Consider the following 26,519-nt stretch of genomic DNA (forward strand, 5'->3'; position numbering starts at 1 on the left):
TCACCGCAAGGAGCAGTCATGATCAAGGTCAAGCAGCTCGCTCACGTCTGCATCTTCGCCAATGATCTGGAGGCGACGCGAAGCTTCTACCGCGATGTCCTCGGCATGGACACCCAGTTCAATTTCCTGCGCGACGGCAAGATTTTCGGGCTCTACCTCGATTGCGGCGGTCGCAGCCATGTCGAGGTGTTCCAGAAGGACGAGGCCCGCTACAGCGACCTGAACCAGATCAACCACTTCTGCCTTGAGGTGGAAAACATCGACGCAGCGATCGCCCATATCAGGTCGAAGGGCGTCGACGTCACGGCAAAGAAACTCGCCTGCGACGACACCTACCAGGCGTGGATTCGCGACCCCAACGGCGTGAAGATAGAACTGTTCGAGTATACCGAAAAAAGTGCGCAATTCGCCGGAGGCGATCGTATCGCCGACTGGTAATGGCGCCTGCCGCCCGATGGCCTTCGCGGTTACTTCAACTCGATTTCGATGAAGGCGTATTCGCCCTCATTGGCATTGATGACGTCGTGTTCGACGCCCTCCTTGCGGAAATAGGGCGCGCCCTTTTTCATCTCGGCGAAGGATTCGCCGTCCTTGGTCAACAGCTTCACCTTGCCGTCCATCAGCGGCACGACGACATAGTCGTGGCCGTGGCGGTGCCAGCCGGTGTTGTCGCCGGGCGCAAAGCGATACTCGGTGACGATGACACGCTCATTGTCGATGAAGACGGTGGCCTTGGCGGATCCGGTCATGGGCGTACTCCTTGCTTCTCGTGACAACAGAAGACATGGAGTGCGCAGGCGTGAGGGCCAGAACCACCCACCGATGACGCCAACAAAAAGCCCGGCGCGAGGCCGGGCTTGATGTCAGGAATTTGGGACGGATCAGGCGAGGCTGCCATTGATCCAGTGCGACAGCGCGGTCTTGGGTGCGGCGCCAACCTTCATGTCGGCCACTTCGCCGCCCTTGAAGATCATCAGCGTTGGGATCGAGCGCACGCCAAACTGCGCGGCAAGCTCGGGATTCTCGTCGATGTTCAGCTTGGCGATCTTAACCTTGGCGCCGAGTTCGGTGGCGATGTCTTCGAGCGCCGGAGCGATCATCTTGCACGGACCGCACCATTCCGCCCAGAAATCGACGACGACCGGTACGTTGGCGTTAAGCACATCGGCCTGGAAATTGCTCTTGTCGACCTTGACGGTGGTCATGCTGAAAATCCTTTCGAAAGTTTTTGTCGCACCAAATGTGGTGGTGATCGCGCCCTTCTTCAAGCAGGTGTTGTGTCACGCTCCTGTGAGTCGAGCAAGGGCGTCATCCATGGCACCGGCCGGCAGTTCGATCAGCCGCGGCGCTTCGGTGAACAGCAAGGCCGCCTTGACCGCGCATCCGGGATAAAGCGGCTGCAGCAGGGCGCGATAGAGGGCGAGTTGCAGGACGTAAGCCTGCGGGACCTCGGCCAGGGAGGCGGGTGCCGGCCGGTTGGTCTTGTAGTCGACGATAGAGACCGCGTCCGACGTCACCGCCAGCCGGTCGATCTTGCCCGAAATCGAGCGCTTTTTGCCCTTGACCTCCAGGCTGCCCATGATCGCGACCTCGGCGCGCGACGATGGCGCAAACAGCGGACCGAAGCCGGGATCGGCGAGAATGGCGGTGACTGAGGCCAGGGCCTTTTCGCGCTCGCCGGCAGGCCATTGGCCTCCGGTTCGGGCGAGGTAGCGTTGCGCCGCGCCCTCGCGTGCGCCCTCGGCAATGCCCGGCAACATCTGCAGCAATTTGTGCAAAGCGAGGCCGCGCAACACGGCAAAGCCTGGCTCGGCATCGGCGTCGAGCACCGGCGAAGCCTTGTCGACCACCGGTTCCTTGCCTTCGTCGATGAGCGCCGAGGCGCCAGATGGCGACAGCGGACGCGGCAAATCCTCGAAAGGCGGCAAGGGCCGGAACAGCGTCGCCGGCAATGGCCCGAAACTGTGCGCCTGCCGCGCCTGCTCGCTGGAAACCAATGCGACGGGCGGCAGCTTGGTGACGTGGAAACGATGCACCAGATCGCCGCCGGCAGGATGCGGGCGCTCCACGCTCTCAGGCGCACCGATCAACGCGCGGCTGACGATCGAATGCCAGGTGCCGGTATTCGGCGCCCGCTTGCCGTGGTAGCCGCAGACGATCAGCCGGTCCTCGGCGCGGGTCATGCCGACATAGAGCAGCCGGCGGTATTCGTCGTCGGCGAGTTCCCGTGCCCGCACGGCCGCAGCCTTGGAAAACCCATTGGCGACGTCGCTGGCCGAGCGCCAAAGATAGCCCTTGCCGTCCCAGCCCGAGCCTTCGAAAGGCATCAGCCGCGGCAGATGCTGGTCGCTGAACGGCGCCGAACCGCCGTCGACCAGGAACACGACCGGCGCTTCCAGGCCCTTGGCCGCGTGCACGGTCATGACGCGGACCTCGTCGCGGGTTTGGTCCATCTCACGCTTGATCTCGGGGCCGGCATTCTCCAGCGTCGACAGGAAGGCTTCCAGCCCGGGCAGGCCGGTTCGCTCCTCGGCAAGGCAGAAGCTCAGGAACTCGTCGAGAATGTCGCCGGCCTCAGGGCCGAGCCGCGCGATCATCCTCTTGCGCACGCCATCGCGCGCCAACAGGCCGGCGTAAAACTCGAACACCGGCTTGAAGGCGGCCTCGTTCGTCCAGATGTCGAGCTGGGTGACGACCGCCGCCAAAGCCTCGCTCTCGCCGGCATGGGCGCGCAGCGATGCAAACAGCGACAGGCCGGTCGGCCTCTCCGCCGCAAGCGCAAAAAGCCCCTCCTCCGGCAGATCGAAGATCGGGCTGCGCAGAACGGCGGCGAGCGACAGATCGTCCTGCGGCTGGATGAGGAGATGGCCGAGCGCGATCAGGTCCTTGACCGCAATGTGTCCAGGCAGGCTCAACCGGTCGGCGCCGGCGACCGGAATATCGCGGCGTTTGAGCGCCCGGGTCAACGCGTGGACGAAGCGATCGCGCTTGCGCACCAGCACCAGCACGTCGCCCGGCCGCAGCCGCTTGCCACGGCCTTCGACGATCTCGCCGGCGCCGATCCAGCCGGCAATGGTGGCCGCGACATGCTCGGCAACGCGCACCGCCGGCGCATGCGCATGGTCGATGGCTTGCGTCCAGTCGTCGGGCTCGTCGACGACGTCGGCACCGACCGACGGCCAGACTTCGACATAGCCCGGCGCGTCGGTGCGGATCGCCTGGTGGCGCAGCGGATCAGGATCATGGCTGATGCCGCGCCGCACGACAGGATCGGCAAAGACGCGATCGACTGCGGTCAGAACATCGTCGGTCGAGCGGAACGACCAGGTCAGCTTGAGGTCGGCGAAGGACGCCTCTGCATCACGCACCCGTCCCGCAAACAGAAGCCGGCTATCGGCGAAGGAGTCCGGCGCGGCGCCCTGAAAGGAATAGATCGACTGCTTTTCGTCACCGACGGCAAAGACCGTGCGATGGACCCTGTCGCGGGCGCCGAAGCCGGCAAAGAATTCTTCCGCCAGCCGCTTCACCACCTCCCATTGATCCGGGCTGGTGTCCTGTGCCTCGTCGAGCAGGATGTGGTCGATGCCCTGGTCGAGCTTGTACTGCACCCAGGGGCCGGCATCGGGCCGCGCCAAAAGATTGACCGTGCGGGTGATCAGGTCGTTGAAGTCGAGAAAGCCGCGGCTGCGCTTCAACACCTCGTAGCGGGCGATCAGCCAGTCGGCGATGGTCAGCGCGGCGCGCGTGCCTTCCAACATCCGGAACAGGGCCAGCCTGTCGACCGTTTCGACGATGGCATTGGCCGTCGAGAGATACCGTTCCGCCAGATCCGGCAGTCGGTCGACCAGGGCTTTCTTGAAGGCCTTTGCCGGATCGTAGGCATCGCCATCGGTCTTGAGGAAGGCTCTCGCAAGCTGTTGCAGACGGCGAACAGCGTCGGCCTCGGTGAAAGCCTGACGCGCATAGGGCAGGATGTTGTTCAGCACCGTCCTGGCATCGGTTGCATCCGCGGCCTGGGCGAAGCCGGCAAAATAGCCGGGCAGGAAACCCGGCAACGGCCAGACCGATGCCGCTATGCCTTCGGCGGTCTGGCCGGGGCGGAAATGGAATTCATCGAATAGCGCCTGGAAACGCGTGCCATCGCGCCCAATCAAGTCGATGAAATTGCGCAAGCCGTCGCGCTTGCGCACGATCTCGCCCAGCAAGGCATCGAGCCCGGCTTCGCCGCCACGATCGAGAATGGCGGCAAACGCCTCGGCCAGGTCCATGTCGCCGGCGGCCGTTCCGGAAATCATGTCGCGGCGCGCGGTGGCGAACAGCGACGCCTCCATCGCCGGATCGAGCATTTCGAAATGCGCCGGGATGTTGGCCTCCAGCGGGAACTGATGAAGCACCGATTCACAGAAGGCATGGATGGTCTGGATCTTCAACCCGCCGGGCGTTTCCAGCGCCTCGGCGAACAGGCGCCGTGCCCGGCGCATGGTCTCAAGATCGGGCCGGCGGCCTTCCAACGTTTCGATCCTCGCCGCCAATTCCGCGTCGCCAAGTGCCGTCCACTCCGACAGCGTCGAAAACACCCGGTTCGACATGTTGGCGGCGGCGGCGCGTGTATAGGTTAGGCACAAGATCTTCGACGGATCGGTGCCGCGCAGCAGCAGCCGGATGACTCGCTGGGCCAGCACATGGGTCTTGCCGGAGCCGGCGTTGGCCGACACCCAGGCGGAATTCTGGGGGTCGGCGGCGCGAGCCTGACTGGTCGCGGTGTCGCTGGGAATGGGATAGGCCTTCTTCATGCCTCCCCTCCCTCGTCGCCGGCATCGCCGCCGGCGGACCATTCGAGCACACGGGCAAGATGGTCGTAATCGCCATCGGTCTCGCCTTCGCGAAACGGCAGCGCACGCGACAGATATCCGGTCGCCGGGTCGGCATAGTGGATCAGGAGCTTTTCCAGCCGCGCCCAGGCTTCTTCGGCGAGATCGGTGGCGGTGCGCGGCTGGCGATTGTGTTCGAGGATCGATTCCTCGAACACCTCGCCATTCGGCTTCAGGCGCACGAACGCCAGTTGCGAAGGTTGGCGCGTGCCCAGATCCTTGAAGGCGCCCCGCCTGAGCAGCGCGCCCTCCAGCGCCAGTTGCGGTGCGAGCAGCGTGTGCGCCTGTGCCTTGGACGGCGACGAACCTGTTTTGTAGTCCAAGATATCGGCCATCCCACCGGCCAGCAGGTCGACGCGGTCGGCATAGCCGGACAGCGTCACGCCGGACTGCCCGACGACGGTCTTTCCGGCGCGCTCCTCGGCATGCCGCCGCATCACCGCGTCGGCGCGCGTGCGCTCCCACTCGATGATGTTGGCGGCGAGTTTCTCAAAACGCGGCCACCACACCGCCTCAACATCGGCCGGAAGTGCGGCTTCGGCAAAGCAGGCGCGGCCAGCAGCGATGAGGCCGGCGAGCGCGTCGGCTGCGCGCGGATCGGCAACGCGCGCCGAGAACAGATGCAGGATGGCGTGGAACAGCGTGCCGCGCTCGGCCGCACCGGGGTCGCGGATGACCGGATCGAGCGGCATCAGGCCGAGAATTTTTCGTGCATAGACGGCGTAGGGATCACGGCGCAGCGTCTCGATCTCGGTGACCGAGAAATGGTTCGGGCGAACCGACAAAGGCGGCTTCGGCTGTGGCCGCGGTGCGAAATCCTGCCTTGGGCCGGTGTCGAGCGCGCGTGCCCAGGCGAGCAATTCTTCGCCGCGCCGACGCAGTTCAACCGCCTGGTCGTTGCCTATGAATGTGAGCAGGCGCTGCAGCCACCGCGACGGCACGGCAGGCGCGTCGCCGGCACGCGCCGAGCGGGCCAGCACCACCTTCTTCGCGCCCAAGGCCATCTGGAAATCATGCGCGGCAAGGCCGATGCGCCGTTCGGGTGGTTCGAGATCGATGCCGGTCTTCATCAGCCGCGACATGAAGCGGTCGCTCTCGGGCTTGCGCGGCCACACGCCCTCGTTGAGCCCGCCGATGACCAGCGTGTCGACATCCTGCAAGCGCGCTTCCAACGCGCCCCAGATGGCGATGTTCCTGTCGGTTCCCTGTGCCGGCTTGACCGTTTCAGGCGCGATCAGCGCCGCCATCACGTCGGGCCACTCGTCCGCGGCGAATGAGAGTGGCGCGGAAGCCGCGACCAGCCCACGCAGCAATTCGGCAAGCTTTTCGCCGGCGTCACCCGCATAGAGCAAACCAAGGCCGCCATCGGCGGTGCGGCCGAGACTTTCGAGCGCCACGACGCTGGCTCCGACCAGCGCTGCAAGGTCGGCGTCCGCCTGGCCGCGAAACGCCGCGAGCGGCGCCAGCGCTTGCGTGAGGCGTTCGAGCAAATTCTTCGCGGCTTCGATGGAGCGCAGGGTGAGACGGGAAAACCAGAAGGGCTGCCGGCTGCCGCCGGCAAGGCCGGTGAGACGGGTTTCGAACAGTTCCGGTAGCGAAACGATGTCGGGGCGGCCGGTGCCGCCGCGCAGCGCCACCAGTTCGACCAGCTCCGCCGCGTGGCGCACATCGGCTCGTTCGAGGCCAAGCCCAAGCAGTGGATGCTTGAGCAGCGACAGCAGGCCGACCGGATCGCCTGGCCGGTACACCGCCTCGAGCGCCAGGCCGAGCAGGCTGGCCGCCGGGGTGTTGGCGAGCGGCGTGCCACCGGAATCGTCGGCGACAACGCCGAACCGCAGGAGCTCGACCGAGACGCGCCGCGCCAGCGCGCGGTCGCCGGTGACAAGAGCCGCCCTTTCGCCCGGCTCTTCGACCGCGCGCTTGAGCGCAACAGCGATCGCGACGGCTTCATCGCGTTCGCTGGCGGCTTCGAGCAGCGTCACACCGGCAAAGGCCCCGGCAATGTCGGAGGCTGAAAAGCCCTCGCGCGTCTCGGCCCACAATTCGGTGGTTTCGGCCGGCCGCAGCGCTTCGCCGACCAGGGCGGCGCGGAGCGCAAGCCGCGGCTCGGCCGTGCCGATCTCCTCGACATCGCCACGCAGCACGCCGATCTTGCCGATCAGCCTGGCGAGACCGTATTGCGGGTGGCCGAGCACGGCCGGACGCGCGCCGGGCGCCGCGATTGCCTGGAACGACGCTTCGTCCAGCGTCCGGTCGAGACCGGGCAACACGATGGCGCCACCGGGCAAGCGGGCAATCGCGGCAAGCAACTCGGCCGTGGCCGGTATCGAGCCGGTCGAGCCCGCAGCGATGACCGGCCCAGCTGGCGGATTGCGCTGCAGCCGTGCGGCTTCAGCGCGGATCAGCGCGCTGCGATGCGCGGCCGGGTTGGAGCGATCGCGTTCTTCAAGGAATTTCGGCCACGCATCGGTGACGATGCCGAGAAATTCAAGCGTCACCTGCCACCATCCGGCAAGGTTACCGGTCACCAGGCCGGTGAGCTTGGCCCAATCCGTGCCTTCCGTCTCGATTTCGTCCATCAGCCGGGCGAGATCGCGCGACAGCCAGATCGCGTCGGCGGTGGAGGCAGGGATGACGATCTCCTCGGCAAAGAGCGCCGCGACATGCGCCGGCAGCCGGCGTTTCCAGGCGCGCACCAGCGGCGCCAGCAGCAACAGGCGTTCGCTTGCCGAAATCGGCGGCGCGAGGTTGATGGCGGCGGACGCCTCGGTTTCGAATGCAGCCTCATCCTCATCGAACTCGCCGAGCGGACGGATGACCGGCAGGATCGCCGAGCCGCCGCCGCCGCGTGCCGCCAGGCTGTCGACGAAAACACCCCGCAAGGCGCGCGCCGCGCGGCGCGTCGGCACGTAGATGGTGACGTCGGCCAAAGCGAGCGGGTCGCCGTCAAACCGGAACCCCGGAACAAGGCGCCCGGCAAGCAGCGCCTCGGCAAGCGTCGGCAGGAACGGCGCTCCGGAGGGAATTGAGAAAACGCGGCTTGAGCCGCTCATTTCAACTCGGCTAGCGCGCCAGCCACGGCCGCTTCGGCGAGCGGAATGGCATCGGGCGTGCCGACGGTGATCCAATGACCCTGCATCGGCATGCCGAACAGCCGGCCGGCAGCAATGGCGGTGTCGAAATAGGCGTTGAGCGAGTGCGGCCCGGACTGCGCATCCTCGAACAGGCGCGGATGGACGATCGCCGCTCCCGCATAGATCAGTCCGGCCGGATCACCTTTTGATCGCCGCAAGCCACCATCCGGCGCCACCAGGAAATCGGTGCTGCCGTAGTGTCCGGTCGCCTGATGGAGATCCGCCAGCATCAGCAGAATATCCATTTTCGCCGCGTCCCACGCAAGGGCAAGACGGCCGAGATTGAGAGGACCCTGGTCGATCCAGAAGGTATCGGCGTTGAGGATGTAGAATGGTTTTCCGCCCAGCTCGGGCAGCGCCTTGACGATGCCGCCGGCGGAATCGAGCAGCTTTTCGCTCTCATCGGAGATGATGATTTTTGGCGTGCGGCGCGCCGCGACATGGGCAATAATCTGTTCGGGAAGATAATGGACGTTGACGACGGCCTTGCCGACACCGGCGGCGGCCAGGCTGTCGAGCCCCCAGTCGAGCAAGGTCTTGCCGGCGATCTTGACCAGCGGCTTGGGAATGGTGTCGGTGATCGGCCGCATGCGCTTGCCAAGCCCGGCGGCGAGCACGATGGCAGTGTCCAGTTTTGCTGTCACAGTGCCCGCTCCTCCAGCAAGCCGTTGGCGTTGTAGAACTCCCGCAGGCTGGCCAGCCCCGGATGAGACAGCGCCCGACGCAGATAATCGCGAATGCGTGGCAGGTGCTTCAGATAATATGGCTTGCCGTCGCGCTTTTCGAGGCGGACGAAGATGCCGAGGATCTTGGAGTTTCGCTGCGCCGCCATGATCGCGTAGGATTCCAGGAAGCCGTCTTCGTCGAAGGCGCCGGCTGCGTGGCGCGCCGCGACATAGGCGTCGAGCGTCCCTTTCTCGATCTCGGGCGACATCGTAACACGCGCGTCCATGGCGAGCGAGGCGACGTCATAGGCGCACGGACCGATCAGTGCGTCCTGGAAATCGACGATCCCGAGCCGATCATGCCCGGCGCGGTCGCCGCGCCAGATGATGTTGGGCGAATGGAAATCACGCAGCATCAGCGTGGTTTCGCGGCCTCGCAGCCGGTCGAGGAGCGCGTTCCATTGCTGGTGGTAACCGGCACGCAAGGCATCGCTGGCCGGGCTGCCTGATATGGCCGGCACGTACCAGTCGACCAGCAAATCGGCCTCGATCATCATGGCATCACGGTCGAAAGGCGGCACGTCGTGGAAGCTGTCCTGCCCCGTTGCCAGGCGCTGCGGCCAACTCCTGCCATGCATCATGGCCAGCAGCTCCGCCGCCGCCGCATAACGCTCGGCCACCGGCTGGCCATCGCCGTTGAGAAATCCTTCCGAACCAAGATGTTCGAGCAGCAGGAACCCCTGATTCTGGTCCTCGGCATGGATTTCCGGAACGCTCACCCCACCCGCCTTCAAAGCCCGGTCGATGGCGACGAAGGCGGAGACCGACTGCGCGGTGTGAGCGATCTCGGCATAGGGCTTGCCGTCGCGGACCGACGGCCCGAGCACCAGCCGCGGCGAGTTCATCAAGACCTGCGGCTTTCGGCCGGCAAGCGAGACAATCTCGTAGGAGCGGGCCGAGGCATCGCCGATGAAATGGCGGCGCCTTGCGTCGCCCCAGCCGGCAGTTTGGAGAAAGTCGCGCATGGCCAGCGATCGCGCCACGCGGTCGAAGGCGGCGCCCTCGCCCGACAGCCGGGCCAGCCGTCCCTCGCCATGCTGGACGAGTTCGATCAGAACCGAGGTTTTCGGCAGGTAGCCTTCGGCTCGTTCGGGCCATTCGACCAGGGCAGCGCCTTGCGCCAGGGCTTCGTCGAAACCAAGTTCGTCAATCTCAGCCGCCGAGGACAGGCGGTAGAGATCGAAATGATGGACAGGGATACGGGTGTCGTAGCTCTGCACCAGCGTGAAGGTCGGGCTTGGAACATCGAGACCGGCATCGTCGGCCAAAGCCCTGATCAACGCCCGCGCCAGGGTGGACTTGCCGGCGCCGAGGTCGCCCTTGAGCGCCAGGACGTCCCCCGGACGCAATGACAACGCCAGATCCTCGCCCAGCAACGCTGTCTGTGTCTCGTCGGCGAGTAAACGCTCCAGCACCAATCCCGTCATCGAGCGCGCTACTCGGCCGCGGCGCGGATGCCCGGCATGTCGGGAAAGGTGCAGATGACGGTCGTGCCCTTGTCCTTGCCGGTTTCGATGCGAACGCTGCCGCCATGCAGCTCGACAAAGCTCTTGACGATCGACAGGCCGAGACCGGCACCGCGCCGGCGGCCGCCATTGGCACGCGGCTCAAAACGGCGGAACACCGAATCGAGCAGATCTGGCGGCATGCCGGGGCCGTCGTCATGAACCGAGAATTCCACCCCGTCCGCCAGATGGCGGCAGGTGAGCCGGATGGTGCTGGCTTCCGGCGCATAATTGGCGGCGTTGCTGAGCAGATTGTAGAGGATCTGGCGGACGCGGATCTCGTCGCCGTGGAACGTCTTCGGCGCAGCACTGGCGTCAACCTCGAGCCTGATCGAATGCTCTTCCAGCCGGTCGGCCACCAGTTCGGCCGCGGCCGCGATGGTACGATCGACATGCACCTCTGAAATATCGAGCTGCATGATGCCGGCGTCGACCGTCGCCAGGTCGAGGATGTCGTTGACGATGGTGAGCAGGACCGAGGAGGACGATCCGACATGCTCGACATATTCGCGCTGCTTCTGCGTCAGCGGGCCGGTCGCCGGCAGCGACAAAAGTTCGGTGAAGCCGATGATGTTGGTCAGCGGCGAGCGCAATTCATAGGAGACGTGCTGGACGAATTCGTTCTTGAGCTGGTCGGATTTCTGCAGCGCCTCGTTCTTGTCCTTCAGCGCCCGCTCGACGTTGACACTGTCGGTGACGTCGACGAAGGTCATCATCACTTGCCCGTTGGGCAGCGGGATCATGGCGTAGCTCAGCACATTGCCATTGTTGAGTTCTGTCTGGCCGTGACGGTCACGGCGCTCGTCGTCGAACCCGGTGATGGCGGCAACGAAACCCGGCCAGGGACTGTCCGCCGCCGCCTGCCGGTCGCAAAGGTCGCGGATCGCGGACACGTGCACATTGGGCTTGGCCGCATCGCCGCTCAGGCCCCAGAGCTTGGCAAAGGCAGGGTTCGACAGACGAAGCCTGCCATCGGGGCCGAACACCGCCACGCCTTCGGCAAGATTGTCGAGCGTCTCGCCCTGCACCCGCACCGCTGTCTGGTAGCGGCTTTCGAGGTCCATCTTCTCGGTCAGGTTCTCGAACACCCAGGTCACGCCGCCCTTGGGCTGCGGGTTGGCGACGACGCGGATGGTCTTGCCGTCCGGCAGATGCCACCAATGTTCCTGCGATTCGACGGCGCGGTAAGCGCCGAGCAGGCCTTCCTTCCAGCGGCGCCATTCCGGCTGTTCGGCGATCTTGCCCGAGCTGCGCAGCCGGTCGAGCAGCAGAGCATTGTCGGGAGCGCTGTGCAGGAAGCCGCTGTCGAGGCCCCACAGCTTCTGGAAAGCCTGGTTGAAGAACCGCAATTTCTCGTCGGTGTCGAAAATGGCGACAGCCGTGTTTAGCTGGTCGAGCGTGTCGGCGTGGCTCCTGACGGTCCGTTCGTACTCGCTGCGAACGGTCTCGATGGCGCTGGTGTCGCAGGCAAGGCCGGCCGAGCCATCCGCACCGGCAAAGTCGGTGACCGCAAACATACGGCGGTCGCCTTCGATCACGGTGGAAAGCGACTGCTCGAAGACCGGATGCGTCTTGTGCTGGGCGGCAATCGCATCGCGTGCCTGGCCGCCGAGGAACTCCTTTGCCTCGCGAACCGCAGCTTCGGCACTTTCGGCTTCGACCGCATCGGCATAGGCCCGGTTGACCCACTTCAGCCGCCCATCCTCGCTGCGAAGCCATGCCGGCATGTTCAACGCGTCGAGCAGGCCGATCATCGTGTCATGGTCGGCCGCCAGCCGCTGGTTCTCGATCTTCAGCCTGGCCTGGCTGCGCTGCGTCTCCGAGAGCGAGACGAAACGTACCAGCACGTGGGCTGCGCTTTTGCGGCCATGCACTTCGAGCGGTGCGCCGGCCTGCGATTCGATGACGAGGTCGAAGTGTTTCGCCTTCTCGCGCAATCCCGCGACGGCATGTTCGAGCGCCGCCGCCGAACGCGGCATCAGCCAGCGGCCGAAAGCGAGGAAAGCGGCACGGTCCTCGGGGGCACCGCTTTCCACGGGCAATGTGCCGATGAGTTCGGGCTTCTTGTTTTCCGCGGCCCAGACGACCAGGCGCTGGTCGCGCAGATTGAGCAGCGCCTCCGAGCGCCGCAGGGCCGCGTTGATGTCGGCGAGGCGGCTCCTGAGTTCGACATTGTCCGCCGAGGTGCGGGCTCTTTCGCGGATGAGAACGATGGCCGACAGAAGTGCCGCGCCGGTCACGCCGACAAACACTGCAAGCTGCATGACCTCGATCGCGCTGATCGACATCCCGGCCGTGGTCACGCCGGCGGCTTCGGCATGCGCAACCGCATAGGCCAAGGGGCAGGCAAACGCGGATGTGGCAAGGAACAGTGCCGCGCGAGCACGCCATGACAGGCTTCCGCCGTGCAAGGCGGAGCCAGTAACCCCCGAATCGTCTTGGCCGCCGGAAACGGCCCGTCCCGCTCTGTGCGGGTGTTGCCCCGGCATGTCTTGGTCCTCTCCGCCGCCTGAATGCAAGACCGCCCTGATGCGTGCCTCTCTTGATCCCCTCTCGGGCCGGAAGCGTCGCGAATCACCTGACAATAAACCCTCGCCGAATCGCCGTGAAGGCTGGCGGCGCGCAAAAATAAAGCCGGGCGAAAAGTCAATCGCCCGGCATCAATATCTGGTAGCAATTTTAGCTTTGGTTAATAGCGGTAGTGTTCCGGCTTGAATGGACCCTGCTGGGTCACGCCGATATAGGCAGCCTGCTCACCGGACAACTCGGTCAGGCGGGCGCCAAGCTTGTCGAGATGCAGGCGCGCGACCTTTTCATCGAGATGCTTGGGCAGGACATAGACCTGGTTCGCGTACTGGCCGGGCTTGGTGTAGAGCTCGATCTGGGCCAGCACCTGGTTGGTGAACGAGGCCGACATGACGAAGCTCGGATGACCGGTGGCGTTGCCGAGATTGAGCAGCCGGCCTTCCGACAGCAGGATCATCCGCTTGCCGTCCGGGAAGGTGATCATGTCGACCTGCGGCTTGACGTTGGTCCATTTGAGATTGCGCAGCGCGGCCACCTGGATCTCGTTGTCGAAGTGACCGATGTTGCCGACGATCACCATGTCCTTCATCGAGCGCATGTGGTCGAGGGTGACGACGTCCTTGTTGCCGGTGGTGGTGATGACGATGTCGGCGGTGGGCGCCGCATCTTCCAGCGTGACGACTTCAAAGCCGTCCATCGCCGCCTGCAGGGCGCAGATCGGGTCGACCTCGGTGACCTTGACGCGGGCGCCGGCGCCCTTGAGCGAGGCCGACGAGCCCTTGCCGACGTCGCCGTAGCCGCAGACAACCGCGACCTTGCCGGCCATCATGGTGTCGGTGCCACGACGGATGCCGTCGACCAGCGATTCCTTGCAGCCATATTTGTTGTCGAATTTCGACTTGGTGACCGAGTCGTTGACGTTGATGGCGGGGAAGGGCAGCAGGCCCTTCTTCTGCAACTGGTAAAGCCGGTTGACGCCGGTGGTCGTCTCTTCTGTGACGCCGCGGATCGCTGCCTTCTGCTTGGTGAAGAAGCCGGGCGAAGCCTTCAGGCGCTTCTTGACCTGGGCATAGAAGTATTCCTCTTCCTCGCTCTGCGGGTTGGACAGCACGTCCTCGCCGGCCTCGGCGCGGGCGCCGATCAGGATGTACATGGTGGCGTCGCCGCCATCATCGAGGATCATGTTGGAGGTGCCGCCGTCGGCCCACTGGAAAATCTTGTCGGTGTAGTCCCAATACTCCTCGAGCGACTCGCCCTTGACGGCGAACACCGGGATACCGGCCTCGGCGATGGCGGCGGCCGCATGGTCCTGGGTCGAGAAGATGTTGCAGGAAGCCCAGCGGATATCGGCGCCGAGCGCCTTCAGCGTCTCGATCAGCACCGCCGTCTGGATGGTCATGTGCAGCGAGCCGGTGATGCGCGCGCCCTTCAGCGGCTTCTTGTCGCCGAATTCCTCGCGGCTGGCCATCAGGCCCGGCATTTCGGTTTCGGCGATCTCGATTTCCTTGCGGCCCCAGCCGGCAAGCGAGATGTCGGCGACCACATAGTCCTTGCTACCCGTCATGGCAGTGCTCCGATGCGAATTGTTCTTGCTGCGAATTGGTTGCGGATGCGCCCACGCCGGTCGGCGCGTCGAAGGGCGCGAATTCCCGGTCTGACTAGCAGATCGGCGCTCGGACGACAATGGGATATAAAGAAATCTTTATCCCTGCATGTCCATCGGACATGCTTTGGCGATGTAGAGGATCAGCTTTCCTCGCCGAAGCGGGACGCCACCAATTGCTCCAGCGCGTCGATGACCTGCAGCGCCTGCGGCCCGCTGGCGGTGACACGGATCGAGTAGCCCGGGCTTGCCGCCAGCATCATCAGGCCCATGATCGAGGTGCCGCCGACCTTGACGCCGTCCTTCTCGACATGCACCGAAGCGTCGAAGCCGCTCGCCAGTTGGACGAATTTCGCCGAGGCGCGCGCGTGCAGGCCGCGCTGGTTGATGATGGGAAAATCCCGGACGATCTGATCTTCTTCCGGGGACAGCGCGTTCATTTGCTGCTCAAAAGCTGGCTGGCGACGTTGATGTATTTGCGGCCGGCCGCCTGCGCCTCATCAAGTGCGGCCGCCATGTTGTCGCCCTTGCGGATCGAGGAGAGCTTGATCAGCATCGGCAGGTTCATGCCGGCTATCACCTCGGTGCGGCCGGACTCCATCACCGAAATGGCAAGGTTGGAGGGGGTGCCGCCGAACATGTCGGTCAGCACGATGACGCCCGTTCCGGTGTCGACACGGGCGACGGCGTCGACGATGTCGCGACGACGCTGCTCCATATCGTCATCGGCGCCGATCGCCACGGTTTCGAAATTGTCTTGTGGCCCGACGACATGTTCCACGGCATGTCGGAACTCGGCGGCCAGTTGACCGTGCGTTACAAGCACGAGTCCGATCATTCTTTGGTGGCTCCCGTCATCGCCGCTTCACAGGCGCATATTATGCTCGCCAGCCATTCCAGGCGGCGGGAGCGCTATCTTGTCGACGCGCGGCCGGTTGACAAGCCCCAAATTGCGCCGGCCCATGCCATTTTGACGCATTGCAGCAAGAAATCCCAAGCGGATCATAGAAAAGGCGCGATCGACAGCCGCGCCATCACGGCGGGCAGGGCAGTGGCGGCGTTGCGCTCGGCAAGATCGATACGCGGCACCGGGCAGCCTGCGACCGGCTCGCTTATTTCCTCCTGGAAACGGGCCATTTCTGCCTTTGGCACAAGCCTCACATGCAGGTCGATCACTCCGCCCGGCTCGAACGGCAGCGGGCACGGCATGAACCCAGGTACTTCGGCGAGACCGGCGATGGTCGCCGGCACGCGACAGACCAGCCGCCCGGCGCGGGCTGCGGCAAGCAGCCTGTCGTCGCCAATCAGCCGCGAGAACAGCCCGCGCGCGCGGCAATGGTCGAGGAGTGTCAGCGCCAGGGTCGTCTTGCCGGCGCCGGACGGCCCGGTGATAAGGACGCCGCGCTCGCCGATCAGGATCGCGGTTCCGTGAATGTTTTCAGGCTGCGCAACTGGATCAGGCACGATCTTGCCCGATCATGTTTTTGAACGAAGCATGATAGTGTCCGAAAACCGGTTCCCACTTTTCGGGATCATGCATTTTAGATGAAGCATGACCTTGTCCGAAAACCGGTTTCCACTTTTCGGGATCATGCTTCGGCCGGTAGCGTCACGACAAAACGCGCGCCCTTGATTTCGCCGGGCTTGGTGCCGGGGATGTTCTCGGCGGTCAAGGTGCCGCCATGGGCCTCGACGATCTGCCTGGATATCGACAGGCCAAGACCCGAATTCTGGCCGAACGCCTCGCCTGCGGGCCGGTCGGTGTAGAAACGTTCGAAGATGCGGTCGATGTTGTCGGCGCGAATGCCGGGACCATTGTCGTCGACGGTGACGATGTTGAACTTGCCCGCACGGGCCAGCGATACGCTGATGTGGCCATGGTCCTCGGGAACGAAGGAGCGGGCGTTCTCGATCAGGTTGGTGATGACCTGGCCGATGCGCAGATCATGACCGACGACCACATAGCCTTTGACGCCCTGCGGCAGCTTGGCGACCTTGAACTCGATCTCGACGGCCTTCTTGTTGCGCGTGGCTTCACGCGAAACGGCAACGAGATCGGTGATGAATTTCTTCAGGTCGACCGTGCCTGCATCTTCGCGCGCCAGTTCGGCATCAAGACGGGAGGCGTCGGAAATATCGGTGATCAGCCGGTCCAGCCGCCTGACATCGTGCTGGATGATGTCCATCAGCCGGCTGCGCGAATTGTCGTTCTTGGCCAGCGGCAAGGTTTCCACTGCGCTGCGCAGCGAGGTCAGCGGGTTCTTCAATTCGTGCGACACGTCAGCGGCAAAGCTTTCGATCGCCTCGATGCGGGCGTAGAGCGCGTTGGTCATGTCGCGTATGGCGATCGACAGATTGCCGATCTCATCCTGGCGGTCGGAAAAGTCCGGGATTTCCTCGCGGCTCTTGACGCCGCGCCTCACCCGCACGGCCGCCGCCGATAGCCGGCGCAGCGGATTGGCGATGGTGGAGGCGAGCAGCATCGACAGGATGGCGGTGACAAGCGCCGCGATGCCGAAGACGCGCAGGATCGCCTTGCGCTCGGCGGCGACGATCTTGTCGATGTCGCCGCCTTCGGTCGACAGCATCAGCACGCCGAGAACGGCGCGGAAGCGCTGGATCGGCACCGCCACCGAAACGATCTGCTCGCCCTGTTCCGAGATCCGCACGATGGTCGACGGGCTGCCGGTGAGCGCCTTGACCACTTCCGGGAAGGCGGCGCCATTGCCGCCCGGCTGCTCGTGATAGACCGGCAGTTCGGTGTTGCGGAAGAAATCGAAGACGAATTTCTGGATGCGCTCGACCAGATCGGGCTCTTCCTCTTCGACCGGCGGCAGGTCGTAGCGCAGGATCTGGCCGCGCGAATAGAGATGGCGCGAATCGAGCAGCAGATTGGCGTCGCGGTCATAGATGCGGGCGCGCGTCCGGGTCGGCGAGATCAGCCTTCGCAGCACCGGCGCGACACGTTCCGGATTGATCGGGAAGTCGAGATTGTCGAGCTGGTCGGAGCCCGGCCCGAGACTTTCCCCGGCCTGCAGCTCGAGCAGCTTTTCCGGGTCGATGCTGATCGAATCCGTCTCGACCGTCGCCGACGCGGCGATGGCGCCGGCGATGATCTCGCCCTGGGTCATCAGGCTCTCGACCCGGGCGTCGATCAGCCCGTCACGGAAGGTGTTGAGATAGAGGATGCCGGTGACAAGGACGGCCAGGCCGGCGAGGTTGAGGAAGAGGATACGCCGAGTCAGGCTGGAAAAGATATGATGGCCGAGGAAGCGGCGCATCGGCACCGTGATTTTCGAGAGGAATGACGGCATGATACGCGACGGCCGCCTCGCAGCGCCCGCCGGTCTTGCTCGCTGTGCTTCCACTGCCATCGAATAGCAGCTCCCGCCTAGTCTTTGCCTTGATGCATGTCGTTGTCCCAAAACCGGGCCCACTTTTGGGCGACATGCATTACCTTGCTTTGACGCATGTCGTTATCCCAAAACCGGGATCACTTTGGGCGACATGGATCGACTTACGCTTCGCGGAACCGGTATCCGACTCCGTAAAGCGTTTCGATCATCTCGAAGTCGTCGTCGACGGCCTTGAACTTCTTGCGCAGCCGCTTGATGTGGCTGTCGATGGTCCGGTCGTCGACATAGACCTGTTCATCATAGGCCGAATCCATCAGCGCATCACGGCTTTTTACGACACCGGGGCGCTGCGCCAGCGAGTGCAGGATCAGGAACTCGGTGACGGTCAGCGTCACCGGCTCGCCCTTCCAGGTGCAGGTGTGGCGCTCCTGGTCCATGACCAGCTGGCCGCGCTCGAGCGACCGGGCCTGCTGACTGGGCGTCTTTGCCGCAGCCTCGCGGGCACTGGCACGGCGCAGCACGGCGCGCACCCGCTCGACCAGTAGACGCTGCGAGAACGGTTTGCGGATGAAATCGTCGGCGCCCATCTTGAGGCCGAACAATTCGTCGATCTCGTCGTCCTTTGAGGTCAGGAATATCACCGGAAGGTCGGACTTCTGGCGCATCCGGCGCAGCAGTTCCATGCCATCCATGCGCGGCATCTTGATGTCGAGGATGGCAAGGTTCGGCGGGCGTGCCGCCAGCCCTTCCAGCGCAGACGCACCATCCGTGTAGGTCTCGACGCGGTACCCCTCGGATTCGAGGGCGATCGACACCGATGTCAGAATGTTGCGGTCGTCATCGACAAGCGCGATTGTTGCCATTTCAAGCGGCTCCCTCATGAGCTGTCCCTTCTTTCGTAGAGAAGGGGCTTTTGCAGGACAAATTAGGTACAAAATGTGGCATAGGCCTTGTCCGCTGTCACGCGCGGCATGCCGGCGGCCACAATCCTACCCCGATATGGATTGGACGAACGAACACTGCCAATCCTTTGGGCAACCACCAAAGTTTTTGCACATATAAACGATTTAAACAACTTTCAAAATTTTTAAATCGATTAATGATTTGATATCATTTGGCTTTTCTGGTTCTGACGAACTCAGCCTGCTTGTGGGCATGCCGGAATATACGCCGGCAAAGACGCGGAAAACGAAGAGGGACACTTGATGTCGGAAGTCGGAAAACGCAATTCTGCCTGTGCGATCGATCATATCGGCCTGAAGACCACCGGCGTGGTGCGCTATAATTTCGGCGCGGCAGCCCTTTACGAGGAATCGATCCGGCGCGGCGAAGCCCGGCTCACCGCACATGGCGCACTGGTCGCCGAGACCGGCCAGCACACCGGTCGCTCGCCCAAGGACAAATTCGTCGTGCGCGACGGCGCAACCGAGCCGCATATCTGGTGGGACAACAACAAGGCGATCTCGCCGGCCCAGTTCGACCTTCTGCTTGCCGATTTCCGCGCGCATGCCGCGGACAAGGATCTTTACGTGCAGGATCTGGTCGGCGGCGCCGACGCAGGGCTGAAACTGCCGACCCGGGTGGTTACCGAACTCGCCTGGCACTCGCTGTTCATCCGCAATCTGCTCATCCGCCCGGATGCCGCCGAGCTCGAGCATTTCGTGCCCGAGATGACCATCATCGACCTGCCGTCGTTCCGTGCCGATCCCGCCCGCCACGGCAGCCGTACCGAAACGGTGATCGCTGTCGACCTGACGCGCAAGATCGTGCTGATCGGCGGCACCTCCTATGCCGGCGAGATGAAGAAGTCGGTGTTTACCATGCTCAACTATCTGTTGCCGGCGAAGGGCGTGATGCCGATGCATTGCTCGGCCAACGAGGGTGCGAGCGGCGACGCCGCCGTCTTCTTCGGCCTGTCGGGAACCGGCAAGACGACGCTGTCGGCCGATCCGTCGCGCACGCTGATCGGCGACGACGAGCATGGCTGGGGACCGCACGGCATCTTCAATTTCGAAGGCGGCTGCTACGCCAAGACGATCAAGCTGTCGGCGGAAGCCGAGCCTGAAATCTTCGCCACCACGCAGCGCTTCGGAACGGTGCTGGAAAATGTCGTGCTCGACGCCGACGGCGTGCCGGATTTCAACGACGGAAGGCTCACCGAAAACACGCGCTGCGCCTATCCGCTGGATTTCATCCCCAATGCCAGCAAGACGGGACGCGCCAATCATCCGAAAAACATCATCATGCTGACCGCAGATGCCTTCGGCGTGATGCCACCGATCGCGCGGCTGACCCCGGCGCAGGCGATGTATCATTTTCTGTCCGGCTACACCGCCAAGGTGGCCGGAACCGAAAAGGGAGTGACCGAACCCGAAGCGACGTTTTCGACCTGCTTTGGCGCGCCGTTCATGCCGCGCCATCCCTCGGAATACGGCAATTTGCTGCGCGAACTGATCGCCCAACACGACGCCGACTGCTGGCTGGTCAACACCGGCTGGACCGGCGGCGCCTACGGTACCGGCAAGCGGATGCCGATCAAGGCAACGCGGGCATTGCTTGCGGCGGCACTCGACGGCTCGCTGAAGGCGGCCGAGTTCCGCACCGACCCTCATTTCGGTTTCGAGGTGCCGGTCGCGGTTCGCGGCGTCGACAGTGCCATTCTCGACCCGCGGTCGACCTGGGCCGACAAGGCGGGTTACGACCGGCAGGCGGCAAGGCTGGTCGGCATGTTCGCCATCAACTTCGAGAAATTCGAAAGCCATGTCGACGCTGTGGTGCTGGGTGCCGCGCCGCGCATGCAGGAAGCGGCGGAGTAATCACGTCATTGGGCTGAACTCAGCCTGTCGTTGAAAGGCCCGGTTTCGATCGGGCCTTTTCTTTTTCGATCCGCCGCGCCATGACTGCGGCATGGCGAGCGACGACGACATCATCATTGCCGACGATTCGGTGATCCACCCGGGCGACCTGCACGAGGACTTCATCCGCTCGTCCGGTCCGGGCGGCCAGAACGTCAACAAGGTGGCGACGGCAGTGCAACTGCGCTTCGACGCGGCCAACGCAACGGGCCTTTCGGAGCGCGTGCGCGAGCGGACGATCAAACTTGCCGGCCAGCGCGCCACCAAGGACGGCGTCATCGTCATCGAGGCAAGCCGCTTCCGCACCCAGGAACAGAACCGGGCCGACGCACGGGCAAGGCTCACGGCGCTGGTCGCCAAGGCCGCCGAGCCGCCGCCGCCACCACGCAAGAAGACGCGGCCGTCGAAGGGCGCGGTGGAGCGGCGGCTGAAGAGCAAGGCCGGACGCGGCACGATCAAGAAACTGCGCGGCCGGGTCGGCGACGACTGAGCCTTCGGAAGCGTCTGGAGATACGGTTTTCGGGTCGCTGCCGGGTGACCCGTCATGGCATCATGTTTTCGCACGACCAATGTGATTGAACAGCCTCATGCTCGTCCTGCCCAAAGGCGTCCGCCACATGCCGGCCTATCTGTCTCGCACCGTGCAGGAAACGCTGGTCGAGGCGGTGAGAGGCATCGTGCAGCAGGCGCCGCTGTTCGTGCCGGCGATGCCGCGCACCGGCAAGGAGATGAGCGTGCGCATGACCAATTGCGGCCCGCTCGGCTGGGTCACCGACAAGGAGCATGGCTATCGCTACCAGCCGACGCATCCGGTGACTGGATTGCCATGGCCGCCAATCCCGGACGGTCTGCTCGAGCTGTGGCGGCAGGTGTCGGGCTACCCACATCCGCCGGAAGCGTGCCTGGTCAATTTCTATACCCCGGAGGCCAAAATGGGCCTGCATCAGGACCGCGACGAGGCCGATTTTTCGGCACCGGTGGTTTCCGTTTCGCTGGGCGACGATTGCCTGTTCAGGGTCGGCCAGACGACGCGTGAGGGCGGCACTAAGTCGTTCAGGCTGAAAAGTGGCGACGTCGTGGTGCTCGGCGGCGAAGGACGCCTCAGCTTTCACGGCGTCGACCGCATCTACCCCTCGACCTCGGCACTGCTGAAGAATGGCGGCCGCATCAATCTGACGCTGCGGCGGGTGACGAAGCCAACCGCCGCCGCGACGAGCGACGTCCCGGGAGAAGGCCAGTAGGCAATTCCAAGAAATTGACGCGCTGGGCGGACGTCGTCACAGCTTCCTGAGCGCCACTTCCTCGATCAGGTGATCGGCGCCCTTGCGCAGGATGAGGTCGGCGCGAGCCCGCGTCGGGAGGATGTTCTCACGCAAATTTTTCAGATTGATGTTGGTCCAAAGGCCTTCGGCGATGGCGCGGGCCGAATCCTCCGAGAGCTGCGAATAGCGGTGAAAAAAGGAATCCGGATTGCGGAAGGCGGTCTCGCGCAACCGCATGAAACGGGCGGTGTACCATTGATGGATCAGCTTCTCGTCGGCATCGATATAGATGGCGAAGTCGAAGAAGTCCGACAGGAAGGGCACGATCTTGCCGTCCTGCGGCAGCTTGCCGGGCTGCAGGACATTGATGCCTTCGAAGATCAGGATATCGGGGCGGTCGATGGTGACGAACTCGCCGGGAATGACGTCATAGGTCAGGTGCGAATAGACGGGCGCCCGGACATTGCGCTGCGCCGACTTGATGCCCGACAGGAAGCGCAGCAGCGCGCCGACATCGTAGCTGTCGGGAAAACCCTTGCGCTCCATCAGGTTTTCACGGCGCAGCACCTCGTTGGGCAGCAGGAAGCCGTCAGTGGTGATGAGATCGACCTTGGGGCTCGACGGCCAGCGCGCCAGCAACTCCTTCAACACGCGCGCGGTGGTCGATTTGCCGACCGCGACGGAGCCGGCAATGCCGATGATGAACGGCGTCTTTTCCACGTCGACCGCGTTGAAGAAGGCCTGGCGTTGCCTGAACAGCAGCTGGCTCGCTTCGACATGCGCCGATAAGAGCCGCGACAGCGAGAGGTAGATGCGCTTGACCTCTTCGAGGTCGACCGGGTCGTTGAGCGAGCGCAGGCGGCGGAATTCATCCTCGCTCAGCGTCAGCGGCGTGTCGGCGCGGAATTGCGACCATTGCTCGGCGGAGAAGAAACGAAAGGGAGAATATTTCTCGGTCGGCGCGAGCTGATCCATCGAGATACCTGCCCTCCCTCACGGTCAGCCCTTGGGCCGTGACGACTTCTCGGCAATGCCCGAACGACCGGTGCGGTCTTCGAGTTCCCTGAGCACGTCGCTCAACGGAACCCCTGAGATGCCGAGAACGACGAGCCAATGATATATAAGATCGGCACTTTCCGAAACGAGAGCCTGTTTGTCGCCCTTGACGGCGGCAATCACCGTCTCGACCGCCTCTTCGCCGAGCTTCTGCGCCGCCTTGTCGATGCCGCGTGCGAACAGCTTTGCCGTCCAAGACTCCGGGTCACCGGAATGGGCGCGTTCCCTGACGATTTTTTCCAGATCGGAGAGCGAAAACTCGGTCATGGCGCCTAGAGCCTTTTCTTAGCCGGAAAGCCTCTAGGGCCGATCCGCGGGCGAGTCCAGCCGCATCGGCAGCCCGGCCTGGGCCATATGCGCCTTGGCCTGCCCTATCGTGTAGGTGCCGAAATGGAAGATCGAAGCGGCCAGCACCGCGCCGGCATGACCGTCGCGGATGCCTTCGACCATGTGATCGAGCGTGCCGACCCCGCCGGAAGCGATGACCGGCGCGCGCACCGCATCCGCAATCGCGCGGGTCAGTGCGATGTCGTAGCCAGCCTTGGTGCCATCCCGGTCCATCGAGGTCAGCAGGATTTCGCCGGCGCCGCGATCGACCATCAGCCGAGCGAATTCGACCGCATCGATGCCGGTTTTTTCGCGCCCGCCATGGGTGAAGATCTCCCAGCGGTCGGCTTCGCCGGCGCCGGATACTTTCTTGGCGTCGATGGCGACGACGATGCACTGGTTGCCGAACTTGTCGGCGGCTTCGGCGACGAAATCCGGGTTCTTCACCGCCGCCGTATTGATCGACACCTTGTCGGCGCCTGCCAAAAGCAGCTTCCTTATGTCGGCAACCTGGCGTACGCCGCCACCAACGGTCAGCGGCATGAAGCACTGTTCGGCGGTGCGGGCGACGACGTCGAAGATGGTCTCGCGATTGTCCGATGAAGCCGTGATGTCGAGGAAGCAAAGCTCATCGGCGCCGGCCGCGTCATAGGCCTTGGCCGCCTCGACCGGATCGCCGGCGTCGATGAGATCGACGAAGTTGACGCCCTTGACGACACGGCCGTTCTTGACGTCGAGGCAAGGGATGACACGGGCTTTCAGCATCACCTTCCCTCTATCGTGGCGATGAGATCGTTGAGCAGCTGGCCGACCAGCGGTGGAACATCGCCCTTGGCGTCGAAGGCCGGATCGTAGGCGGAAACGGTGATGCCGACGACCGGCACCGCAAGCGCCATGGCGCAAGCCGCGCCGCGCAATTGTTCCGGGTTCGGCCCGCCCGAACTGACGTAACGGTTGGCCTGCAGCTCCTCCGGATCGTGCACGTCCAGATCGAGATGCATGTGAATGCGTTTGGCGCCGGCGGCCTTCAGCTTTTCGGTCGCCTGGGCCACTCCAGGACATTCCGTTCGAAGGATCGGCAATGTCTCGAGAAGCTGTTTTTCAGCCGGATCGAGATCGCGTGCGTTGACGAGCACGCAACGTGACGGATCGATCGGCTGGAAGCCGGGAATGGCCGCCGCCATCGGACGCCAGCACAGGCCGAGCACGGTCGCCAGCGCCATGCCGTCGAGAAAGCCATAGACGGATGTCTCGGGCGTGTTGAGATCGCCATGCTGGTCGGCCCAGACGATCGCATCGGCACCTTCGCCAGCGACCGCGCCGGCGCTGGTCAGGCAATTTCCTGAGAGAACGATGGGAAAGCGGCCGCTGTCGCGAGCAAGGCGAACCATGGCGGCGACCGCGTTGCAGACGGCAAAGCCGGTGGCGATCTCGCGCTCCTGGACGTCGCCTACCCTGCCTGTGTCTTCGACGACAACGTCATGACCGGCTATGGTCAGGGCTTCGACCAGCCCGCCGGATATCAACGCGTCGGGACCCTGGCCCATGCCGCCATGATAGTGGCCGCTGTCATAGGACGCCAGGATGATGGAGATCTTCACCGCTGCGTCTCCACTGCCGGCCTGCCTTGCAGGATCGCCAGCGCCTCGGCCGGATCGATGCGGCCGTCATAGAGCGCCCGGCCGGAGATCGCGCCTTCGAGCTTTTGCGCATCGGGCATGGTCATGCGCACGATGTCCGCGATCGAGGCGAGGCCGCCGGACGCAATGACGGGAATGGACACGGCGTCGGCGAGGTCGATGGTGGCATCCCAGTTGATGCCGGTCAGCACACCGTCACGGTCGATGTCGGTGTAGATGATGGCGGCGACGCCGGCGCCTTCGAATTTCTTCGCCAGTTCGATAACACCGAGGCTCGATGCCTCGGCCCAGCCCTCGACGGCGACCTTGCCGCCCTTGGCGTCAATGCCGACGGCCACCTTGCCAGGAAACGCCTTGCAGGCCTGCTTGACCAGATCGGGATCGCGCACCGCCACCGTGCCGAGGATGACACGGGCGAGCCCGCGGTCGAGCCAGTCTTCGATCTGCTCCAGCGTGCGGATGCCGCCGCCGAGCTGGACCGGGTTCTTGGTCGCCTTGAGGATGGCTCCGACCGCCGCGCTGTTGACGCTCTGGCCCTTGAAGGCGCCATTGAGGTCGACGACATGCAGCCATTCGAAGCCCTGTTGCTCGAAGGCTTTTGCCTGGGCGGCCGGGTCGTCGTTGTAGATGGTCGCGGTCGCCATGTCGCCGTGCTTCAGGCGCACGCACTGGCCGTCCTTGAGATCGATGGCTGGAAACAGGATCAATTTTCAGGCGCCTTCAACGATGACGAAATGGCCGGTCGAGGCGGCGAGCCGGAACTTCGAGGCGTGCTGATATTCCGGCGAATGATAGCATTCGACCGCCTTGTCGTAGGATTCGAACTCGACCAGCACATGACGGTTGCCGGTCGGTCCTTCGGGATTCTCGTAGCGACCGGCCCGCACCGGGAATTTCGCGCCGTATTTCGCAAAGGCCACCGCATTCGCCTCGATGTACTGCTTGTACACATCGGGATCGCGGACATCGATCATAGCCATCCAATAGCCCTTCTTGCTCATGATTCTTCAGGGCCTCCAGCGCAGGAAATTGGTGATCAGCGCTAGGCCCAGCGCCTGGCTCTTTTCGGGATGGAACTGCGTGCCGACGAGATTGTCGCGAGCGACGGTGGCCGTCACCGGGCCGCCATAGTCGGCGACTGCCAGAACCTCGTCGGACCTCCGCGCATCGAGATGGTAGGAATGCACGAAATACGCATGCAGTCCGCTGCTTCCGGTCGGAATGCCCGCAAACAGTGGGTGTTGACGCTTGAGTTCGATCGTGTTCCAGCCGATCTGCGGGATCTTCAGCGCCGGATCGGCCGGCATGATCTCCTTGACGTCGCCGGCGATCCAGCCAAAGCCGTGGGTCACGGTCTTTTCCAGGCCGCGCTCGGACATCAGCTGCATGCCGACGCAGATGCCCAGAAAAGGCCGGCCCTTAAGGATCGCGACTTCCTCGACCGCTTCCCACATGCCGGCGACGGCGCGCAAGCCGGCCGCGCAGTCGGCATAGGCACCGACGCCGGGCAGGACGATGCGGTCGGCGGTGCGGACCCGTTCGGCGTCGGCGGTCAGATCGATTTCAGCCGATATGCCTGCTTCACGCGCGGCGCGCTCGAAGGCCTTGGTGGCCGAGCGCAGATTGCCCGAGCCGTAGTCGATGATCGCAACCCGCATG

The 26,519-nt window shown here is 64.0% G+C and carries 24 protein-coding genes; 4 read left to right on the forward strand and 20 right to left on the reverse strand.

Annotated features, from left to right (window positions below; genetic code table 11):
- Positions 1-18: 18 nt before the first annotated feature.
- Positions 19-438 carry a VOC family protein gene (locus tag CGZ66_RS07845; protein WP_095083179.1) on the forward strand — a complete coding sequence of 140 codons (420 nt, stop codon included), beginning with the start codon at positions 19-21 and terminating at the stop codon, positions 436-438.
- A 29-nt stretch (positions 439-467) separates the two neighbouring features.
- Here CGZ66_RS07845 and CGZ66_RS07850 read toward each other — a convergent pair whose 3' ends face one another.
- From CGZ66_RS07850 to CGZ66_RS07910, 13 genes are all read right to left on the reverse strand, one after another.
- The gene (locus CGZ66_RS07850; RefSeq protein WP_095083181.1) at positions 468-749 is read right to left on the reverse strand and encodes a cupin domain-containing protein; all 282 of its coding nucleotides are present in this window, start codon (positions 747-749) and stop codon (positions 468-470) included.
- Between the two features lie 132 nt (positions 750-881).
- Positions 882-1,205 (reverse strand): thioredoxin, encoded by a 324-nt coding sequence (trxA, locus tag CGZ66_RS07855; RefSeq protein WP_013891648.1) that lies wholly within the window; start codon positions 1,203-1,205, stop codon positions 882-884.
- A gap of 75 nt (positions 1,206-1,280) precedes the next feature.
- Entirely contained in the window at positions 1,281-4,793 is a 3,513-nt protein-coding gene (gene addA, locus CGZ66_RS07860; RefSeq protein WP_095083183.1) for a double-strand break repair helicase AddA, read from the reverse strand.
- Entirely contained in the window at positions 4,790-7,924 is a 3,135-nt protein-coding gene (gene addB, locus CGZ66_RS07865; protein WP_095083185.1) for a double-strand break repair protein AddB, read from the reverse strand. The genes addA and addB overlap by 4 nt, the downstream gene beginning before the upstream one ends.
- Positions 7,921-8,649, reverse strand: coding sequence for a nucleotidyltransferase family protein (locus CGZ66_RS07870; protein ID WP_095083187.1), 729 nt, complete (start codon positions 8,647-8,649; stop codon positions 7,921-7,923). The genes addB and CGZ66_RS07870 overlap by 4 nt, the downstream gene beginning before the upstream one ends.
- Complete coding sequence (gene tsaE / locus CGZ66_RS07875; RefSeq protein ID WP_095083189.1) at positions 8,646-10,157, reverse strand: tRNA (adenosine(37)-N6)-threonylcarbamoyltransferase complex ATPase subunit type 1 TsaE; 1,512 nt, start codon at positions 10,155-10,157, stop codon at positions 8,646-8,648. The genes CGZ66_RS07870 and tsaE overlap by 4 nt, the downstream gene beginning before the upstream one ends.
- A gap of 8 nt (positions 10,158-10,165) precedes the next feature.
- Complete coding sequence (locus tag CGZ66_RS07880) at positions 10,166-12,724, reverse strand: sensor histidine kinase (RefSeq protein ID WP_095083191.1); 2,559 nt, start codon at positions 12,722-12,724, stop codon at positions 10,166-10,168.
- A gap of 200 nt (positions 12,725-12,924) precedes the next feature.
- Positions 12,925-14,325, reverse strand: coding sequence for an adenosylhomocysteinase (ahcY, locus tag CGZ66_RS07885; protein ID WP_095083195.1), 1,401 nt, complete (start codon positions 14,323-14,325; stop codon positions 12,925-12,927).
- 182 nt (positions 14,326-14,507) lie between these two features.
- The gene (locus CGZ66_RS07890; protein ID WP_095083198.1) at positions 14,508-14,804 is read right to left on the reverse strand and encodes an HPr family phosphocarrier protein; all 297 of its coding nucleotides are present in this window, start codon (positions 14,802-14,804) and stop codon (positions 14,508-14,510) included.
- The gene (locus tag CGZ66_RS07895; RefSeq protein WP_056589309.1) at positions 14,801-15,202 is read right to left on the reverse strand and encodes a PTS sugar transporter subunit IIA; all 402 of its coding nucleotides are present in this window, start codon (positions 15,200-15,202) and stop codon (positions 14,801-14,803) included. The genes CGZ66_RS07890 and CGZ66_RS07895 overlap by 4 nt, the downstream gene beginning before the upstream one ends.
- A 164-nt stretch (positions 15,203-15,366) precedes the next feature.
- Positions 15,367-15,828 (reverse strand): HPr kinase/phosphorylase, encoded by a 462-nt coding sequence (locus CGZ66_RS07900; protein WP_095083201.1) that lies wholly within the window; start codon positions 15,826-15,828, stop codon positions 15,367-15,369.
- 125 nt (positions 15,829-15,953) lie between these two features.
- Positions 15,954-17,738, reverse strand: a complete 1,785-nt coding sequence (locus tag CGZ66_RS07905; protein ID WP_095083205.1) for a sensor histidine kinase — start codon at positions 17,736-17,738, stop codon at positions 15,954-15,956.
- 143 nt (positions 17,739-17,881) lie between these two features.
- On the reverse strand, positions 17,882-18,583 hold the full coding sequence (locus CGZ66_RS07910; RefSeq protein ID WP_013528337.1) for a response regulator transcription factor: 702 nt from the start codon (positions 18,581-18,583) through the stop codon (positions 17,882-17,884).
- Positions 18,584-18,925: 342 nt separating this feature from the next.
- Here CGZ66_RS07910 and CGZ66_RS07915 point away from each other — a divergent pair, with 342 nt between their 5' ends.
- The 3 genes from CGZ66_RS07915 (at position 18,926) to CGZ66_RS07925 (ending at position 21,816) form a co-directional block, all read left to right on the forward strand.
- A complete protein-coding gene (locus CGZ66_RS07915) occupies positions 18,926-20,536 on the forward strand; it encodes a phosphoenolpyruvate carboxykinase (RefSeq protein ID WP_095083206.1) in 1,611 nt (536 codons plus the stop codon).
- A 91-nt stretch (positions 20,537-20,627) separates the two neighbouring features.
- Positions 20,628-21,065, forward strand: a complete 438-nt coding sequence (gene arfB, locus CGZ66_RS07920) for an alternative ribosome rescue aminoacyl-tRNA hydrolase ArfB (RefSeq protein ID WP_095083208.1) — start codon at positions 20,628-20,630, stop codon at positions 21,063-21,065.
- Positions 21,066-21,162: 97 nt separating this feature from the next.
- A complete protein-coding gene (locus CGZ66_RS07925; RefSeq protein ID WP_095083210.1) occupies positions 21,163-21,816 on the forward strand; it encodes an alpha-ketoglutarate-dependent dioxygenase AlkB family protein in 654 nt (217 codons plus the stop codon).
- A 36-nt stretch (positions 21,817-21,852) separates the two neighbouring features.
- Here CGZ66_RS07925 and coaA read toward each other — a convergent pair whose 3' ends face one another.
- From coaA to hisH, 7 genes are read right to left on the reverse strand one after another with little or no spacing between them, the layout of a single operon-like run.
- On the reverse strand, positions 21,853-22,812 hold the full coding sequence (gene coaA / locus CGZ66_RS07930) for a type I pantothenate kinase (RefSeq protein ID WP_095083214.1): 960 nt from the start codon (positions 22,810-22,812) through the stop codon (positions 21,853-21,855).
- A 24-nt stretch (positions 22,813-22,836) separates the two neighbouring features.
- Positions 22,837-23,160: a phosphoribosyl-ATP diphosphatase gene (locus CGZ66_RS07935; RefSeq protein ID WP_095083218.1), complete on the reverse strand. Its 324-nt coding sequence runs from the start codon at positions 23,158-23,160 to the stop codon at positions 22,837-22,839.
- Positions 23,161-23,193: 33 nt separating this feature from the next.
- Positions 23,194-23,985, reverse strand: coding sequence for an imidazole glycerol phosphate synthase subunit HisF (gene hisF, locus CGZ66_RS07940; protein WP_095083224.1), 792 nt, complete (start codon positions 23,983-23,985; stop codon positions 23,194-23,196).
- Positions 23,985-24,821 carry an arginase family protein gene (locus tag CGZ66_RS07945; protein WP_095083226.1) on the reverse strand — a complete coding sequence of 279 codons (837 nt, stop codon included), beginning with the start codon at positions 24,819-24,821 and terminating at the stop codon, positions 23,985-23,987. Before CGZ66_RS07945 ends, hisF begins: the two co-directional genes overlap by 1 nt.
- Positions 24,818-25,567, reverse strand: a complete 750-nt coding sequence (gene hisA, locus CGZ66_RS07950) for a 1-(5-phosphoribosyl)-5-[(5-phosphoribosylamino)methylideneamino]imidazole-4-carboxamide isomerase (protein ID WP_095083228.1) — start codon at positions 25,565-25,567, stop codon at positions 24,818-24,820. Before hisA ends, CGZ66_RS07945 begins: the two co-directional genes overlap by 4 nt.
- 3 nt (positions 25,568-25,570) lie before the next feature.
- Positions 25,571-25,861 (reverse strand): DUF1330 domain-containing protein, encoded by a 291-nt coding sequence (locus tag CGZ66_RS07955; protein WP_095083230.1) that lies wholly within the window; start codon positions 25,859-25,861, stop codon positions 25,571-25,573.
- 6 nt (positions 25,862-25,867) lie between these two features.
- On the reverse strand, positions 25,868-26,518 hold the full coding sequence (gene hisH, locus CGZ66_RS07960; RefSeq protein WP_095083232.1) for an imidazole glycerol phosphate synthase subunit HisH: 651 nt from the start codon (positions 26,516-26,518) through the stop codon (positions 25,868-25,870).
- Between the last annotated feature and the right edge of the window lies 1 nt (position 26,519).

The organism is Mesorhizobium sophorae, assembly GCF_002270415.1.
In the GTDB taxonomy this organism is placed as follows: Bacteria; Pseudomonadota; Alphaproteobacteria; order Rhizobiales; family Rhizobiaceae; genus Mesorhizobium; species Mesorhizobium sophorae.

Bases quoted from the DNA above. Each gene is read 5' to 3' on its own strand.
- CGZ66_RS07915 (WP_095083206.1), top strand. From the start codon at position 18,926: ATGTCGGAAGTCGGAAAACGCAATTCTGCCTGTGCGATCGATCATATC.
- CGZ66_RS07880 (WP_095083191.1), bottom strand. From the start codon at position 12,724: ATGCCGGGGCAACACCCGCACAGAGCGGGACGGGCCGTTTCCGGCGGC.
- CGZ66_RS07905 (WP_095083205.1), bottom strand. From the start codon at position 17,738: ATGGCAGTGGAAGCACAGCGAGCAAGACCGGCGGGCGCTGCGAGGCGG.
- trxA (WP_013891648.1), bottom strand. From the start codon at position 1,205: ATGACCACCGTCAAGGTCGACAAGAGCAATTTCCAGGCCGATGTGCTT.
- arfB (WP_095083208.1), top strand. From the start codon at position 20,628: ATGGCGAGCGACGACGACATCATCATTGCCGACGATTCGGTGATCCAC.
- CGZ66_RS07935 (WP_095083218.1), bottom strand. From the start codon at position 23,160: ATGACCGAGTTTTCGCTCTCCGATCTGGAAAAAATCGTCAGGGAACGC.
- coaA (WP_095083214.1), bottom strand. From the start codon at position 22,812: ATGGATCAGCTCGCGCCGACCGAGAAATATTCTCCCTTTCGTTTCTTC.
- CGZ66_RS07910 (WP_013528337.1), bottom strand. From the start codon at position 18,583: ATGGCAACAATCGCGCTTGTCGATGACGACCGCAACATTCTGACATCG.
- CGZ66_RS07845 (WP_095083179.1), top strand. From the start codon at position 19: ATGATCAAGGTCAAGCAGCTCGCTCACGTCTGCATCTTCGCCAATGAT.
- CGZ66_RS07850 (WP_095083181.1), bottom strand. From the start codon at position 749: ATGACCGGATCCGCCAAGGCCACCGTCTTCATCGACAATGAGCGTGTC.
- addA (WP_095083183.1), bottom strand. From the start codon at position 4,793: ATGAAGAAGGCCTATCCCATTCCCAGCGACACCGCGACCAGTCAGGCT.
- ahcY (WP_095083195.1), bottom strand. From the start codon at position 14,325: ATGACGGGTAGCAAGGACTATGTGGTCGCCGACATCTCGCTTGCCGGC.
- addB (WP_095083185.1), bottom strand. From the start codon at position 7,924: ATGAGCGGCTCAAGCCGCGTTTTCTCAATTCCCTCCGGAGCGCCGTTC.
- CGZ66_RS07925 (WP_095083210.1), top strand. From the start codon at position 21,163: ATGCTCGTCCTGCCCAAAGGCGTCCGCCACATGCCGGCCTATCTGTCT.
- tsaE (WP_095083189.1), bottom strand. From the start codon at position 10,157: ATGACGGGATTGGTGCTGGAGCGTTTACTCGCCGACGAGACACAGACA.
- hisF (WP_095083224.1), bottom strand. From the start codon at position 23,985: ATGCTGAAAGCCCGTGTCATCCCTTGCCTCGACGTCAAGAACGGCCGT.
- hisH (WP_095083232.1), bottom strand. From the start codon at position 26,518: ATGCGGGTTGCGATCATCGACTACGGCTCGGGCAATCTGCGCTCGGCC.
- CGZ66_RS07895 (WP_056589309.1), bottom strand. From the start codon at position 15,202: ATGATCGGACTCGTGCTTGTAACGCACGGTCAACTGGCCGCCGAGTTC.
- CGZ66_RS07955 (WP_095083230.1), bottom strand. From the start codon at position 25,861: ATGAGCAAGAAGGGCTATTGGATGGCTATGATCGATGTCCGCGATCCC.
- CGZ66_RS07890 (WP_095083198.1), bottom strand. From the start codon at position 14,804: ATGAACGCGCTGTCCCCGGAAGAAGATCAGATCGTCCGGGATTTTCCC.